Origin of the sequence: Hyella patelloides LEGE 07179 (assembly GCF_900659865.1) — a bacterium.
GTDB lineage: Bacteria > Cyanobacteriota > Cyanobacteriia > Cyanobacteriales > Xenococcaceae > Hyella > Hyella patelloides.
This window is the reverse complement of record NZ_LR213824.1, coordinates 1-13,525: the sequence shown is the minus strand read 5'-3', so window position 1 is coordinate 13,525 and position 13,525 is coordinate 1. Positions and strand designations below refer to the sequence as shown.

The 13,525-nt window shown below is 35.0% G+C and carries 17 protein-coding genes and 1 pseudogene; 7 read left to right on the top strand and 11 right to left on the bottom strand.

Going from position 1 to position 13,525, the window contains the following annotated elements:
• Positions 1-45: 45 nt before the first annotated feature.
• The 3 genes from surE to H1P_RS11470 all read right to left on the bottom strand — a co-directional run bounded on the left by surE (position 46) and on the right by H1P_RS11470 (position 2,552).
• Positions 46-726: a 5'/3'-nucleotidase SurE gene (gene surE, locus H1P_RS11480; RefSeq protein WP_144867259.1), complete on the bottom strand. Its 681-nt coding sequence runs from the start codon at positions 724-726 to the stop codon at positions 46-48.
• Between the two features lie 135 nt (positions 727-861).
• Entirely contained in the window at positions 862-1,740 is an 879-nt protein-coding gene (locus tag H1P_RS11475; protein WP_144867258.1) for a pentapeptide repeat-containing protein, read from the bottom strand.
• A 47-nt stretch (positions 1,741-1,787) separates the two neighbouring features.
• Positions 1,788-2,552 (bottom strand): ABC transporter ATP-binding protein, encoded by a 765-nt coding sequence (locus tag H1P_RS11470; protein ID WP_144867257.1) that lies wholly within the window; start codon positions 2,550-2,552, stop codon positions 1,788-1,790.
• A 433-nt stretch (positions 2,553-2,985) separates the two neighbouring features.
• On the opposite strand from H1P_RS11470, the gene H1P_RS11465 reads away from it, so the two are divergent.
• Positions 2,986-3,369, top strand: coding sequence for a DUF2780 domain-containing protein (locus H1P_RS11465; RefSeq protein WP_144867256.1), 384 nt, complete (start codon positions 2,986-2,988; stop codon positions 3,367-3,369).
• Between the two features lie 100 nt (positions 3,370-3,469).
• Here H1P_RS11465 and grxD read toward each other — a convergent pair whose 3' ends face one another.
• The 3 genes from grxD to H1P_RS11450 form a co-directional block, all read right to left on the bottom strand.
• Complete coding sequence (gene grxD, locus H1P_RS11460) at positions 3,470-3,793, bottom strand: Grx4 family monothiol glutaredoxin (RefSeq protein WP_144867255.1); 324 nt, start codon at positions 3,791-3,793, stop codon at positions 3,470-3,472.
• 75 nt (positions 3,794-3,868) lie between these two features.
• Positions 3,869-4,114 (bottom strand): BolA family protein, encoded by a 246-nt coding sequence (locus H1P_RS11455; protein ID WP_144867254.1) that lies wholly within the window; start codon positions 4,112-4,114, stop codon positions 3,869-3,871.
• A 90-nt stretch (positions 4,115-4,204) separates the two neighbouring features.
• A complete protein-coding gene (locus H1P_RS11450; protein ID WP_144867273.1) occupies positions 4,205-4,783 on the bottom strand; it encodes a hypothetical protein in 579 nt (192 codons plus the stop codon).
• A 186-nt stretch (positions 4,784-4,969) separates the two neighbouring features.
• Here H1P_RS11450 and crtE point away from each other — a divergent pair, with 186 nt between their 5' ends.
• From crtE to H1P_RS11430, 4 genes are all read left to right on the top strand, one after another.
• Positions 4,970-5,899, top strand: a complete 930-nt coding sequence (gene crtE, locus H1P_RS11445) for a geranylgeranyl diphosphate synthase CrtE (protein ID WP_144867253.1) — start codon at positions 4,970-4,972, stop codon at positions 5,897-5,899.
• Between the two features lie 99 nt (positions 5,900-5,998).
• A complete protein-coding gene (locus H1P_RS11440; RefSeq protein ID WP_144867252.1) occupies positions 5,999-6,454 on the top strand; it encodes a divergent PAP2 family protein in 456 nt (151 codons plus the stop codon).
• A gap of 101 nt (positions 6,455-6,555) precedes the next feature.
• A complete protein-coding gene (rpmB, locus tag H1P_RS11435) occupies positions 6,556-6,792 on the top strand; it encodes a 50S ribosomal protein L28 (protein WP_144867251.1) in 237 nt (78 codons plus the stop codon).
• Positions 6,793-6,896: 104 nt separating this feature from the next.
• Complete coding sequence (locus H1P_RS11430) at positions 6,897-7,055, top strand: hypothetical protein (RefSeq protein WP_186375937.1); 159 nt, start codon at positions 6,897-6,899, stop codon at positions 7,053-7,055.
• A 301-nt stretch (positions 7,056-7,356) separates the two neighbouring features.
• Here the strand turns inward: H1P_RS11430 and H1P_RS11425 are convergent, their stop codons facing one another.
• The 3 genes from H1P_RS11425 to H1P_RS11410 form a co-directional block, all read right to left on the bottom strand.
• A complete protein-coding gene (locus H1P_RS11425; protein WP_144867250.1) occupies positions 7,357-7,836 on the bottom strand; it encodes a hypothetical protein in 480 nt (159 codons plus the stop codon).
• Positions 7,837-8,128: 292 nt separating this feature from the next.
• Positions 8,129-8,347, bottom strand: coding sequence for a type II toxin-antitoxin system HicB family antitoxin (locus H1P_RS11415; RefSeq protein WP_144867249.1), 219 nt, complete (start codon positions 8,345-8,347; stop codon positions 8,129-8,131).
• A complete protein-coding gene (locus H1P_RS11410; RefSeq protein ID WP_144867248.1) occupies positions 8,348-8,551 on the bottom strand; it encodes a type II toxin-antitoxin system HicA family toxin in 204 nt (67 codons plus the stop codon).
• Between the two features lie 322 nt (positions 8,552-8,873).
• Between H1P_RS11410 and H1P_RS11400 the strand changes: the two genes are divergently transcribed.
• Together H1P_RS11400 and H1P_RS11395 are read left to right on the top strand one after the other, a co-directional pair.
• Positions 8,874-10,598: a ShlB/FhaC/HecB family hemolysin secretion/activation protein gene (locus tag H1P_RS11400; protein WP_144867247.1), complete on the top strand. Its 1,725-nt coding sequence runs from the start codon at positions 8,874-8,876 to the stop codon at positions 10,596-10,598.
• Between the two features lie 242 nt (positions 10,599-10,840).
• Positions 10,841-12,517, top strand: a complete 1,677-nt coding sequence (locus H1P_RS11395; protein ID WP_144867246.1) for a glycosyltransferase family 39 protein — start codon at positions 10,841-10,843, stop codon at positions 12,515-12,517.
• 251 nt (positions 12,518-12,768) lie between these two features.
• On the opposite strand, the gene H1P_RS11390 is transcribed toward H1P_RS11395, so the two are convergent.
• Positions 12,769-13,008 (bottom strand): hypothetical protein, encoded by a 240-nt coding sequence (locus tag H1P_RS11390; RefSeq protein ID WP_144867245.1) that lies wholly within the window; start codon positions 13,006-13,008, stop codon positions 12,769-12,771.
• Between the two features lie 398 nt (positions 13,009-13,406).
• Positions 13,407-13,525, bottom strand: a pseudogene (locus H1P_RS39340) (phycobiliprotein lyase); the annotation flags it as partial.

Sequence of the window (13,525 nt, the reverse complement as noted above, 5' to 3'; positions counted from 1 at the left end):
TTGGCGATTGCTTTTTGATTTATTGACTACATTAAAGAGCAAACATCAAAGATTAATCTGAGTAACAGCAATATTACCTGAAAAACAAACATCCACATCTGTACCCGAAGTGCGATCGCGTTTGCTATACTCTCCTTGATAGTGGTAAATGTCCCCCTCTGTGCGAAAATCAACTGGTAAAGGATCAATACTAGGCTGACAATAGACAATTTCTGGTTCTTTAGTACCCGCTTCTAAATGAGGTAAATTAACATTCCAGAAACTACCAGAAGCAAGAGGGCGAGCCATTAAATCAGCTAAGACTTTGCTTGTCCAAAAAGTTGCCCAATCCCAATCGATCGTTAATGGTCTTTTGATCCAATGAGAAATTGCAATCCCAGAGATACCATGCATTGCTGCTTCTCTGACTGCTGCTACTGTCCCCGAAATATAAACATCTGTCCCCAAATTACCCCCTGCATTAATTCCTGAGAGTACCCACTTAGTATTGGAAGCAAGCTGATGAATAGCAACACGAGTACAGTCTGCGGGAGTACCATCTACAGAGTAAGCAACAGAGGCTCTTTTTTCAACATGAATTCCGCGATGGGTAGTAACCTGATGTCCGCAACCAGAATGTTGAACTTTCGGCGCAACGATAATGCTGTGATGATTGGCTACTGCTTTTTTTAAAGCTTGAATACCAGGAGCATCTATACCATCATCGTTAGTTAGGATAATTGTCATAAATTAAGGAGTAAGGAATAAGGATAAAGTAGCAAGTAGCAAGTTTTTTAAGTAATAACTAATAAGTGACAACAACAAGTCATGAGTAACGAGCAACTAACAAATAACAACTAACAAATAACAACTAACCATGAATTAAATAATATTCCAACCAGCTTGCTGAGGATCGAAATTATCATCAAACAAGGTTTTCGAGTCGTAATAAACTACATAAGGATATTCTGGGGCTAGTTTAGCTCCTCTTAAATCTGCCCCAGCAAAAGAGGTGTGAGACAAATAGGCTTCGGTTAGATTTACTTTTTGTAAACTAGCAGTATTAAAATTAGCCTGTTCCAAATTACTTTCTTGTAGATTTGCTGAATTAAGCAAGGCATACTCAAAATTAACTGACATCAAGTTGGCTTTTGCTAAATTTGCCGAAGATAAATTAGCTCTAGCTAGACTAGAGTGGCTGAGATTGGTGCGAGTTAAATTAGCTTCTCTCAAATCAGAACCATCTAAGATTGTTTCTTTTAAACTAATATCTATCAAGGGAGCTTTAACTAAACTTGTTTGACCGAAGTTTCTTTCTCCTTTAATATATTTTCTTAAAATTTCATAAGGATTAGAATAAGATACATTACTATTGTTCGTTTCAAGGTTAAATAGTTTGGCGAGAAAAAAATCTACAGTAGTTTGTTTCAAATAGCCATATTCCACTGCTAGCCGATGAAATCTTTTGGCTTTTGATGAATCTTGTTCTTGTTGTGCTAAAAGAATTTTAATTTGATTTTTATCTAAAAGTCCAGCTTTTGTAAAGTAATAAACTAAAGGTCTTTTATTTTTTGATTTCAGATATTTGGGCCATTGATCTACAAAAAAATTGGCAGTTTTTTGTCTAATAAAATTATGATTGGCTAATATTTCTCCAATTTTTAAATCTGATTTTAATTGTTCTTGTAAAGCAAATTCTATCTGAGCTAAAGACACTAAATCCGCCTCAATTAAAATTTCACCTAAAGGTCTATTTTCCATTGTTTTGTCATTTTTTTAGTAATTCAGCTATTAATTAAAAATAAATATTAATCCCCTAAGTAGGCTTGTAAAACTTCTTGGTTGTTTTGGATTTCTGTAGGTGTACCTTCTGCTAAATTAGTACCTTCTGCCAATACCCAAACGCGATCGCATAATGACATAATAACATCCATATTATGCTCAATAATTAAAAAAGAAATACCCTGCTGGTTCCAAGTATTAATGTGCTGACAAATTTGTTGAATTAAAGTGGGATTAACTCCTGCTGCTGGTTCATCTAATAAAATTAATTTAGGATCAACCATTAAAGTTCTCGCCATTTCCAGCAGTTTTCTTTGCCCTCCTGATAAAGCTCCTGCATAATCATAAGCTTTGGCTGCTAATCCTACAGAATCTAAGATTGTCATGGCTTTTTCTCGATTTAGCCGATCTTCTTGTCTTAATTTAGGCTGTTGCAGCCAAACTTTAAAAAAATTTTCTCCTGTTTGCTTGGGTGCTGCAAGTAACATATTTTCCAAGACTGATAAACGAGATAAAACTCGTGCTACTTGGAAAGTACGAATCACACCTCGTTGAGCAATTTGGTGAGAAGACAAATGATCTATTTTCTGGTTATCAAAAATAACTTTTCCGCGATCGGGATTAATAAAATTAGATAGTAAATTAAATAAGGTGGTCTTTCCCGCACCATTAGGGCCAATCAATCCTGTAATGCTACCTCGATGCACATTAATGGTAGCATTGTCAACTGCTTTGATACCACCAAAACTTTTTGATAAGCCTTGAGCTATTAGTAATTTGTCTTCAGTCATAAAAGTTGAGAATTAAAACTTTGGCTATTCAGTAGAACAATAAAGCTACTAAACAATCGATCATAACAGCAACAGAGTCAGAGCAAATGCGTTTACATACCTTTTATTAAGAGTCTACCCGCTACTTCTTTTGTTAGATTCACAGGTACACTGATGTTTGACTACACAAAATTATTTTCTGACTATGACCATTGTAATTGGTATATTGCTAATGTCTCATTTGACCAACGGTCAGAGCAGGCTCCGTCTTTTTAAGGCGGAGTCCCGTCAAGCGGGATCGAGATAATCTCTGACTGATATCTTGAAAAACTGCTAGTTTTAGAGATCATAGCTGGATATTTAAGGATAAATATGCAACGATTTAAGATTTTCTTGCTTCAAATTCTCTAATTTCTTTGGCAGGATTAAAAACGGAATAAATAAGAAGCAAATTATGGAATTAATTCAGCAATTAACTCAAGGACTCAATATTAAAGAAGAACAAGCCGAAGGTGGTGCTGGTCTAATCTTTAAAATGGCTCAAGAAAAACTAGGGGATGGTGAATTTGCTCAAGTAGCTAATGCTATACCTGGAATTACCAGTCTTATCGGTGCTGCACCTCAAGGTGGGGCTGGTGTAGCTGGTGCGATTGGAGGTTTAGCTGGCGCAATGGGTGGCGGTGGTCAAATCGCTAATATAGCTGCTTTAGCTGGCGGTTTTAGTCAGTTGGGACTTAATCCTGGAATGGCTACTAAATTTATCCCTATTATTCTTTCTTTCGTTCAAAGTCAAGGAGGCGATGGAGTAAAAAATATTTTGGCTAATGTTTTGAAGTAGTGACGATTTAATTAGAATTAGAATCAATCAAAAAAAATAAGGGTTTGGCAATGCTAAACCCTTATTTTATTTAGTTGTCTAAATCATGCTGGTTAATAATTTAAGAAGCCATAGCTACTTCTACCATCTGTTGTAATTCACCGCTTTGATATAGTTCAATCGCAATATCAGAACCACCAAGAAATTCACCGTTAAGATAAATTTGAGGAATGGTAGGCCAGTTAGAATACTCTTTAATACCTTGACGAATTTCAGGGTCGTCTAAAACATCCACTGTTTCATAAGGTACACCCAAAGTATTTAAAATTTGTACCACATTGTTAGAAAAACCACACTGGGGCATTAATTTTGACCCCTTCATAAATACTAAAACTTTATTGTTGTTAACTAGACTATCTATTTTTGATTGTGCTTCTGGTGTCATGTTTTTTCTCAATTAAATTAAATGATGGTTTTCTTAAGAATTATTGCTGTGGGAATTTATTAACTCAATTACTAGTTATTGGCTGACAGTTTGCCATGTTTCAGGAGTATAAGTTTTTAAAGACAAAGCATGAATTACATTTGAATCCATTGCTTCATTGACCGCAGCATAGACCATCTGGTGTTGTTTAACTCGGTTTTTATCCACAAACTCATCAGAGACAATGATTGCTTCAAAATGTTCGCCATCTCCTGCTACTTTGACTTCTGCATCAGGGAATTTTGCACGAATCATGGTTTCTACTTGCTGGGGGGTGATCATAATACTCCAAAAGCAACTACTGTTAGGAACTTATTGTTATCTATAGTAATATCTCAAGACAACTACTGCTATCCGAATTTTAGCGAAATTTTAATTTTCTGCATTAGAGCCAGTGAATGGCTCATCAACAAAGCCAATTTCATATAATTGCTGATAGGCTTTTTTCCCTAGCTCACTGGTGGGATTTTGGGAATTAACTACTTGAACCAATAAGGGTACAGATAATTCTGTTTGTTCTTGCGCTCTGTGTACTAACGCCAACTGGTAGGTAGCTTCGTCTCGCATTTGCCCTGTTTCCAAAGCCTTACCTCTTTGAGACTGAGCAACACGATTGTCAATACCTGAAAAGTTATTAAACAACTGTAAATAAAAATTAGACAACTGATTAAAAACTTGACGTGCTTTTTGTAGTTTATCCGCAGCCACCTCATACTGTTGATTATTAATTGCTTCGCTGGCTTCTGACATTAACTGTTTGCCTCCCTGTAAGCTCAAAAAATTATTGGGTTGGGAACGAGAATTATCGGATTCTGGTTCTTCTGTTGGTATGGTTTCAGGAGTGGTTGTTTCGGTTTGTTGAGCCAGTACGGGAACAGTAGAGATCGCAATAAAAGCAAGAGATAATAATATTTTAGTTAACCTAGCACTAATCATATCTGGAATTAACATGGTTTTGGTGATTTTGAGCCAAATAATAATAACAGTTTGGCAAACTCCAGGTATCTTATCATTTCCGTTGTCTAGTTTAGCTCGAGGCGATCGATCCACTGAATGTATCGTTCTCTGTTCGCCATTCTTTCAATTGTTGACACATCAAGTAATAATTAAAAGAGGTGAGTTTTATGACATCAAAACATGGTACAAACGGAAGATAAAGAGACTACACAAAAGCAAGCTGCGCTATTCGATCTAGTTCGCTATCTTAAAGAACAAAAAATCCTTGTAGAAGAAGCATTAGATCGATCTCTCCCCATAGAAAGACCAGCAAAAATCTATGAGTCTATGCGCTACTCTTTACTCGCTGGGGGAAAAAGATTACGCCCTATTTTGTGCTTGGCTACCTGTGAATTAATGGGTGGTAGTGTAGCTATGGCCATGCCCACTGCTTGTGCTTTAGAAATGATTCATACCATGTCTTTGATCCATGATGATCTTCCCGCTATGGATAATGATGATTATCGTCGGGGAAAATTAACGAACCACAAGGTATACGGAGATGATATTGCTATTTTGGCAGGAGATGGGCTGTTGGCTTATTCTTTTGAGCATGTAGCCTTAGAAACTAAAGATGTCCCCGCAGACCGCATCTTAAAGGTAATTGCTCGTTTGGGTAACACTGTAGGTGCAGCAGGTTTAGTAGGAGGTCAAGTATTGGATTTAGAATCGGAAGGCAAAACCGATATTACCGTCGAAACTCTCAGTTTTATCCATACTCACAAAACAGGAGCATTATTAGAAACTTCCGTCGTATCTGGAGCAATTTTAGCAGGAGCTTCTGATACAGAAATTAATCAATTATCCCGCTATGCACAAAATATTGGTTTGGCTTTTCAGATTGTGGACGACATTTTAGATATTACTGCCACAGACGAACAATTAGGTAAAACCGCAGGGAAAGATTTAGCAGCGCAGAAAGCTACCTATCCCAGTATTTGGGGGTTAGAAAAGTCCCAAGCTACAGCTCAAGAATTAGTTGATGAAGCAATAGCACAGCTAGATGATTATGGTCTGGCAGCAGAACCTTTAAAAGCGATCGCCAGATTTATTGTAACTCGTAATCACTAGATTTTTCTTAATCAAAGAGAAGCTACTGACAGTAATTAGGTACAATAGCTTTGCTGATTTATATAAGCATTAGTACACAGTTGTTTTTTGCGACAAACTATGGAAGGAGTTTCGGGAATTTTCCACAATCAAATACTGGTAGTTTCACTCCTGGCTTGTTTTGCAGCCCAAGGGTTGAAACTAATTATTGAAATAATTCGAGATCGCAAATTTAATTTTCGCTATCTGGTTACTACGGGAGGAATGCCTAGCGCACATTCGGCTTTGGTGGGTGCTTTGGCTACAGGAATTGGTCTGAGTATGGGATGGTCTTCTCCTGATTTTGCCCTCGCCTGTCTGTTTGCAGTGATTGTCATGTACGATGCTGCGGGAGTTCGTCAAGCTGCGGGGAAACAAGCCAAACTCCTCAATCAAATTACTGAAGAGCTATTTCAAGAAGGACACAATTTTAATGAAGAAAAGCTGAAAGAGCTATTAGGACATACTCCTTTTCAAGTGTTAGTAGGTTTGATTTTAGGTATTATGGTTTCTATGCTTTCTTATAAAATTATTTAGCCTTTATTAGAGTTAAGATAAAGTGCTATTGCAACACATAACAGTTAATCATAAGTCAATGATACAATAAGAGGCTGTGTTAATAAACTCTGAGGAATATTATGGGTCGCAAATGCCAAATAACTGGGAAAAAAGCCAATAATGCAATGGCAATCTCCCACTCTCACCGTCGTACCAAAAGATTACAACACATTAATTTACAATGGAAGCGTGTTTGGTGGGCAGAAGGCAACCGTTGGGTTAAATTACGCCTTTCTACTACTGCTATTAAAACTTTGGAACGTAAAGGGATTCATGCTATGGCAAAAAAAGCTGGGATCGATCTTAATAAATTTTAAGTTCAACTTGGCAAATTTTATATTTGATTCAAGATGCGATCGTATTATGTTAAATATGCGATCGCTTTTTGCTGATATCTTGTCTGGTTAAAGGAGCAAATATTTTGTATGAATTGGCAGTTACAGACGATTATAAAGACGCTAGTGGAAAGTATTTTGATAACGATCGCGGAAATTTTGCCAAAGCACATCTAGATGCGTACGACGAAACGGAAATTGATAAACTCATCGCTACAACGGTAGAAATTTTGGCTGATCGATAACTAGGTAATTAGAGAAAAGCGATCGCCCTGTAGCCTTCAAATTTTAGACAGTTGAGTAAGACTTTTCTCGTATGAGTTTCGTCTTCTACAACTAAAATTGTTTGCATAGTTGACTACAATCTGGCAATTGAAATTAAATCTGTTACTTTCAATAAATACTTAAACTGGAGAGGTCACAGTAGCTAAAGATAAAATAACTGCTAAGAAAAATTAATCACGATGAGTTAAAAGATTGTAGAACATGGATGCGATCGATGTTAGATACATAGCTTTGAATGCTTGTTGTTTGAGTAGACTTTATTTACGTTTGTTTTTCTTTATAGTCTTTATAAGCTTTACAAGCACCCTTAGCTTCATCATAAGGTATGTGGTTTCTAAAACAGTAAAGCATTTCTATATTGATCGATAAAGTTTCTATAGGCGTTTTCTTCTTGAATTCATTGTGTTCGGTAATTGCCTCGAATGATAGCTTAAAGATAAGATAGTCTCTCTCAGATTGAGAGAGATTGGGAATGTCTAATCTAGGAGTTGTAACAATCCAAGGAGTCAATTCCTTATATTTTCTTACGTCTATAACTAAAGACTCCCCTCGTTCAATATATATTCCATATTCATTACAAGGAAGATACCATTGTTGGAGTTGGGCATCTATTGTTTGTGAATATGAAACTTTTTGCCTCGGATAAATTTGCTTGAATGTAGCTTCTGGAAAATCTGTAAATTGTTGTTTCCAAAATGATAGTAATTCAGTATCTTCATCTTCAAAAATTAACTTGAGCATATTTTCCTATTTTCTTAGTTTATTAATTTGTACAATATCTAAAATTTCTAAAAAATTTATATACGGTAGATTATCTAGCGCGATCGCTTTATTTTCTGCTAAAGATATTTAATAATGTGGAAGTAAAAGCTATTTCCGTCAACCAAGTAGATACAAAAGTCCGCTCTCTCAATTTACTTAATTAACCACTAAGCAAAATTGTCAGCATTCCCACCATATAATCAGTAAACTCTCGATCAAGAACAACACCAGTGGTTTTCCAAAGCGCGATCGCTTAAACTAAATTTCTTTCTCAAACAGAAGAAGCTACTTTAGGAATTGGTAAATTATCACCCATACTTTCATATGCCAGAATTAGAGATTCAAGAGCTTCTTTGCCATTAGCAAACGCCTCATCGTATGTGTCGCCATGAGTGCGCCAATAGCTACCAGGAAAATCGGGTAATGCTACTAAAAAACAATCATCCTCATCACTCCACTGAATAACCATCTGATATTTTAGTTGATCCATCTATTTTTTTCTGTTTACTTCTTCAATAGCTTGTTTGGTTTCTCTCTCTTGATATACTTTAGCGTCACCACTATCTTTACCTGATATTGTAACCTTCCCTAAATATAGAGGATGAATCCAGTTAGTATGACTGCCTTTACCTGGAATTTCTTGAAAGCCAGCTTTACGGAGCATTTTCTTCAATTCTCTAATCTTTTTAGGCATTTATTAAAGCTAGGATTTTATTAGATATGCTTCTATCAACAACTTCAAGACTGTTCGTATTTTTTCAAGATTACCTCAGTTTCCTTTGTTAACCACTAAGCAAAATTGTCAGCATTCCCACCATATAATCAGTCAAATCTCGATCGAGAACAACACCTATCTTAAAGGAAGTCCTTTAGGGCGGTGCGCTTTTTGCTAGCAACTTCTATTCAGACAAGAAGCGATCTTGATTTTATAGATTCTTCTTGGTAAATTAACAAGAGTTTGAGAAAATCGGGCAATCAAAAACAATCTCGATTGTAGTACTCAAATAATAATTTTTATGAATCGCTTTATTTCGATACAGCGAGTCAAATCTCAATACTTTTTGACATTGGCTTTGTTTGTTTTGGGTTGTCTTTTTACTCAGGATCTAGTTCAAGCACAACAACCAATTCCGCCTACTATTCCCGATACAACTAAGCCAGAAATACCTAAGCCTTTACCTACTTTACCAGAAGTTATTCCTTCTCCTACAAGACAAGATCGCCAGATTCCTCTACCTCCCGAAGCTATTCCAGGTAGTATTGTAGTGAAAAGATTCGAGATTATTGGCAATACTGTACTTTCTCCTACAGAGATCGAAAAGATAGTAAAACCCTATACTCTCAGACAAATTTCTTTTATTGAATTATTAGAAGTTCCGCAAAAAATTACGCAACTGTATGTAGAAAAGGGTTACATTACTTCTGGCGCAATTATCTTACCTCAAAAGATCGAAGATCGAGTTGTTAAAATTAAAATTATTCCTGGAACAGTTGAAGATATTAAAATTTTTGGTTTGAAGCAACTGAATCAGGGTTATGTGCGCCGTCGTTTAGAAAAAGCTACTCAACCACCATTAAATCAACAAAAACTACTTTCTGCGTTGCAGCTATTACAAATCGATCCTTTAATTGCTAATATATCAGCAGAATTATCCGCAGGTATTCAACCAAATTCTAGTTTATTAGAAGTCGAGATTACAGAAGCAGACACTTTTACTATTGGCTTGAATATTGATAATAGTCAGGTAGCTAGTATTGGCACATTTAGCCAACAACTTGAATTAAAAGAAAATAATCTTTTCGGCATAGGCGATCGCTTTAATTTGGCTTATACTAATGCAGATGGTAGTGATGCTTTGAGTAATTTAAGTTATGAACTACCAATTAACGCTAGTAATGGCACAATCAGGTTAACTCATAATCGTGCGTATAATGAAATTATTCAAGAACCTTTTAAACCTTTAAATATTGAAAATAAAACTCAGCTTTACGATCTTACTTATACCCAACCTTTATATCAATCTATTTACCAAAAAGTTAGTATTGGATTTAATTTTACGCGAGAAAGTTCTCAAACAACTTTTTTAAATGATGAGCCTTTTCCTAACACTATAGGAGCTACCAATAGTGATGGTAAAACAACGGTTACAAGTCTTGGCTTTTTTCAAGAATATCTTCGACGAAATGAAAAACAAGTTTTCTTTATGCGATCGCAATTTTCCGTAGGAATTGATGCTTTAGATTCTACAATTGATGATAATAAGCCCGATAGTAAATTTTTCGCTTGGCGAGGCTATACAGAGTACCTCCGCGCTCTTTCTCAGAAGAATATGCTTTCAGTTAGAAGTAATATCCAATTAGTTAATGATAGTTTACCTCCTTTAAAACAATATACAGCAGGAGGTTTTTTTAGTGTTCGAGGTTATCCACAAAATATTTTGATCGGAGATAATGGGATCTTTTTCTCTACAGAATTTCGCTACGCTATTATTAAAAATAAAAATAATCAAGTTACTTTAGAATTCATTCCTTTTGTAGATTTTGGCAAAGTTTGGAATACCAAAACTGAATTAGACCGCTCTATCAATACTTTAGCTTCTATTGGTGCGGGTTTGAAACTATCTGTCGGTAAAAGTTTAACTGCTAGAATTGATTTTGGTCTGCCTTTAGTAGAAGTTCAATCCTCTGGTGACTCTTTGCAAGAAAATGGTATCTACTTTTCTTTAAAAAGCAATTTGTAGGTTGTTAATGATTATTTATTATTGGTTGATTGTTTGTTTCACTGCATACACTCTCATAGCTGACTCTTTCAAGGGTATACTAATCAAAATAGTTTAGGGGGATAGAATTCGTGATGTCAAAATAAATGTTGATTTTAAATTTTTTTCTTAAAAGAAATAGTTTTTTATTTGTTTAGCTGATTTAGCTGATTGATATAATTAAGTAAATATTAAAGGTTGGTTTTCTAGATTTGAACAATATTTTGATTGAACAAAAAAAATGGCGATCGCATTTAGCTTTACTTTTAATTTGGGTTATTTTAGGTACTATTTTACGTTTTACTAATTTAACAGCTAAACCACCTTGGGCGGATGAATGGGCAACTTTAGTTTTTAGTTTGGGCAATAGTTTTTTAACTGTTCCTTTAGAAAAGGTAATTTCTCTTGATGTTTTAATGCAGCCTTTACAGCTAAGAGAAACAATTTCTATTGGGGACGTTATTAGTAATTTATTAAACGAAAGTACTCATCCTCCTGTTTATTTTGTTTTAACTCATTTATGGTTCAAGCTATTCTCAAATCAAGATGGTTTAGTGGCAGTTGGTTTAGCTCGTTCTTTAAGTGTTTTATTCGGAATTATTAGTATTCCTGCTATTTTTGCCTTGAGTAGTTTTATATCTGCTTCTTTAGTATGTGGACAGATAGCAGCAGCTTTAATGGCGTTTTCCCCCTATGGAGTTTACTTGTCTCAAGAAACTCGCCATTATACTTTAGCTATTTTATTAATTATGGCTTCTATAGCCTGTTTAGTAATTGCGATTAGATGCATTCAGCAAAGAAATAGAATTACATCAAAAGTTATGTTTTTGTGGATAGTAATTAATAGTGTTGGGGTAGCTACTCACTATTTTTTTGTTCTGGCTTTAGTTACCGAGATTTTAGTGTTATTGAGTTGGTTTATTAAAGATATTAAAAGTCAAGTTTTTTCCTTACAAAGCTCTAGTCCTTGGCGTAATATTAGTCTTGCTATTATGGGTACATTTGCAGGATGTTCGATCTGGGTGTGGACATGGCTAAATATTCCTGATAATCAATTAACAGATTGGACAAAACATGGTAATCCTTGGAGTAGCGAATTTTTAGAACCTATAGGTAGAACGATCGGCTGGATTACTACAATGATCTTGTTACTTCCTATTGAAGGAATTCCTATATGGTTAACAGTTGTATCAGTAATTATTCTTTTATCAGCATTAATTTATTTAATAGTAAATGCGGTTGAATACTTGAAAAATACACCACAATATTTAGATAATGAGATAATTTTAAAATATTTTATTTTTGCTACTTTATTAACTTTAAGCTTTGCTTATTTAGGCGATCGCGATTTAACTTTAGCAGCCCGTTTTCAGTTCTTTTACTTTCCTGGAGCGATCATTTTAGTTGCAGCAATCCTTAACTATTGTTGGCAACAAAGAAATAGTAGTATAGTAGTCATGGTAATAGCGATCGCTTTTTGTGGTTCTCTCTCAGTAGTTAACAATTATGCTTATCAAAAACCAGATCGTGCTGATATAGTAGCACTCGTAATTAGAGAAGCTCAACAAAAAAATCTCGATGCTCCTGTTTTAATTGCCACAGTACATAAAACCCACGAACAAACAGGAGAAATGATGGGAATTGCCTGGGAATGGTTGAGAAAAATAAAAGTAGAAGTTATACAACCTCAGTTCCTTTTACTACATAAAAAACCAGATACTCCCGAACAAAATATCACCAATAATTTTCACCAACAATTAACACAATTACCCCGTCCTTTAGATGTTTGGGTAGTTAATTTTTCTGCTCCAACTGGATTAGAATCACAAAATTGTGTTGCAGATTTAGCATATAAACGCCGAGTTTCAGGTTATCGTTATCGGCTTTTTCATTGTCGGTAATAAATCAGAAATCAGTAGTCATACCAATTCTCGCGCAATAGTTAGATAGATAGAAAATTATTTCTTATTAAGAAAAAACACTCAAACTACTATTTACACTAACTCCTGACGGGCGTGACTCCTGATATGCCCTAAAGGACTCCTAGCTTTAAACCTTCGTCTCTTATTACTTTTAATAAATGGTATCAGAATACTTTGGCTAATTTAACACTTTTTCAGATGATTCAGTTTAATTATATCGATTTACCTACCTAGTTAATCAAATCAATATTATCTGTTTTATCCACTAGATAAACTCCCCACACAGCAATCCACAAAATGATACTTAATATCCAATATGCTTGCCAACTATGATCTTTTTTCCGAATATTCTTTTTTAATACTTGAGATTTAATTAAAATATAGAAAATATCTATTAAGCCGACTAAAAATAAAAAGACAACTAGATCGTTAAAAATTTTCAAATCGGGATGATCTGGTAATATTACCATTTTTCAATAAATATGCTTGTTAATACTCTCAAGCGTGCCATTAAAAAATGATTTAAACCTCATTAATTATACGGTTGACTATTAGATGTTTATTTTATATGTCCATCCGTAAAATCAATTATTTCTCTAAATTATAAACGCCACTAAACAATTGTAGTGACGTAAATTAGATGAATATTAATGCGAGAGTAAAACTGACGTTACATACTTGCGGAATAATTTTGAATCAAAAAGGAAAAAATCTTCCAGTCTCTTCTCAGTGGATATTCCCTTGCACCCAAAACGACGGGCATAAACCCCCAAATGCGATGGGTGTAAACTCCTTCGGACGATGTGGGCTTCCACCGCTCTCCGTCAAGCTTAACCATTTTATGATGATGTCAAAGCCGTTAAATTAATTATGAGCCTTTTTGTTCTACTCCAAACCCTGCTAAAAGTATTGTTTCTAACGGTTGTCCTTCTGGGGGACGTTGATAGTTAAGAATTCTTCTGATACGTAAGTTAGGATTCGTCATTA

Excerpts from the sequence above, each read along its gene's own strand:
- H1P_RS11470 (WP_144867257.1), bottom strand. The coding sequence starts at position 2,552 with ATGACTGAAGACAAATTACTAATAGCTCAAGGCTTATCAAAAAGTTTT.
- H1P_RS11415 (WP_144867249.1), bottom strand. The coding sequence starts at position 8,347 with ATGGATCAACTAAAATATCAGATGGTTATTCAGTGGAGTGATGAGGAT.
- H1P_RS11425 (WP_144867250.1), bottom strand. The coding sequence starts at position 7,836 with ATGCTCAAGTTAATTTTTGAAGATGAAGATACTGAATTACTATCATTT.
- H1P_RS11390 (WP_144867245.1), bottom strand. The coding sequence starts at position 13,008 with ATGGTAATATTACCAGATCATCCCGATTTGAAAATTTTTAACGATCTA.
- H1P_RS11450 (WP_144867273.1), bottom strand. The coding sequence starts at position 4,783 with ATGTTAATTCCAGATATGATTAGTGCTAGGTTAACTAAAATATTATTA.
- rpmB (WP_144867251.1), top strand. The coding sequence starts at position 6,556 with ATGGGTCGCAAATGCCAAATAACTGGGAAAAAAGCCAATAATGCAATG.
- H1P_RS11455 (WP_144867254.1), bottom strand. The coding sequence starts at position 4,114 with ATGATCACCCCCCAGCAAGTAGAAACCATGATTCGTGCAAAATTCCCT.
- H1P_RS11410 (WP_144867248.1), bottom strand. The coding sequence starts at position 8,551 with ATGCCTAAAAAGATTAGAGAATTGAAGAAAATGCTCCGTAAAGCTGGC.
- H1P_RS11440 (WP_144867252.1), top strand. The coding sequence starts at position 5,999 with ATGGAAGGAGTTTCGGGAATTTTCCACAATCAAATACTGGTAGTTTCA.
- H1P_RS11475 (WP_144867258.1), bottom strand. The coding sequence starts at position 1,740 with ATGGAAAATAGACCTTTAGGTGAAATTTTAATTGAGGCGGATTTAGTG.
- H1P_RS11400 (WP_144867247.1), top strand. The coding sequence starts at position 8,874 with ATGAATCGCTTTATTTCGATACAGCGAGTCAAATCTCAATACTTTTTG.
- H1P_RS11465 (WP_144867256.1), top strand. The coding sequence starts at position 2,986 with ATGGAATTAATTCAGCAATTAACTCAAGGACTCAATATTAAAGAAGAA.
- grxD (WP_144867255.1), bottom strand. The coding sequence starts at position 3,793 with ATGACACCAGAAGCACAATCAAAAATAGATAGTCTAGTTAACAACAAT.
- crtE (WP_144867253.1), top strand. The coding sequence starts at position 4,970 with ATGGTACAAACGGAAGATAAAGAGACTACACAAAAGCAAGCTGCGCTA.
- surE (WP_144867259.1), bottom strand. The coding sequence starts at position 726 with ATGACAATTATCCTAACTAACGATGATGGTATAGATGCTCCTGGTATT.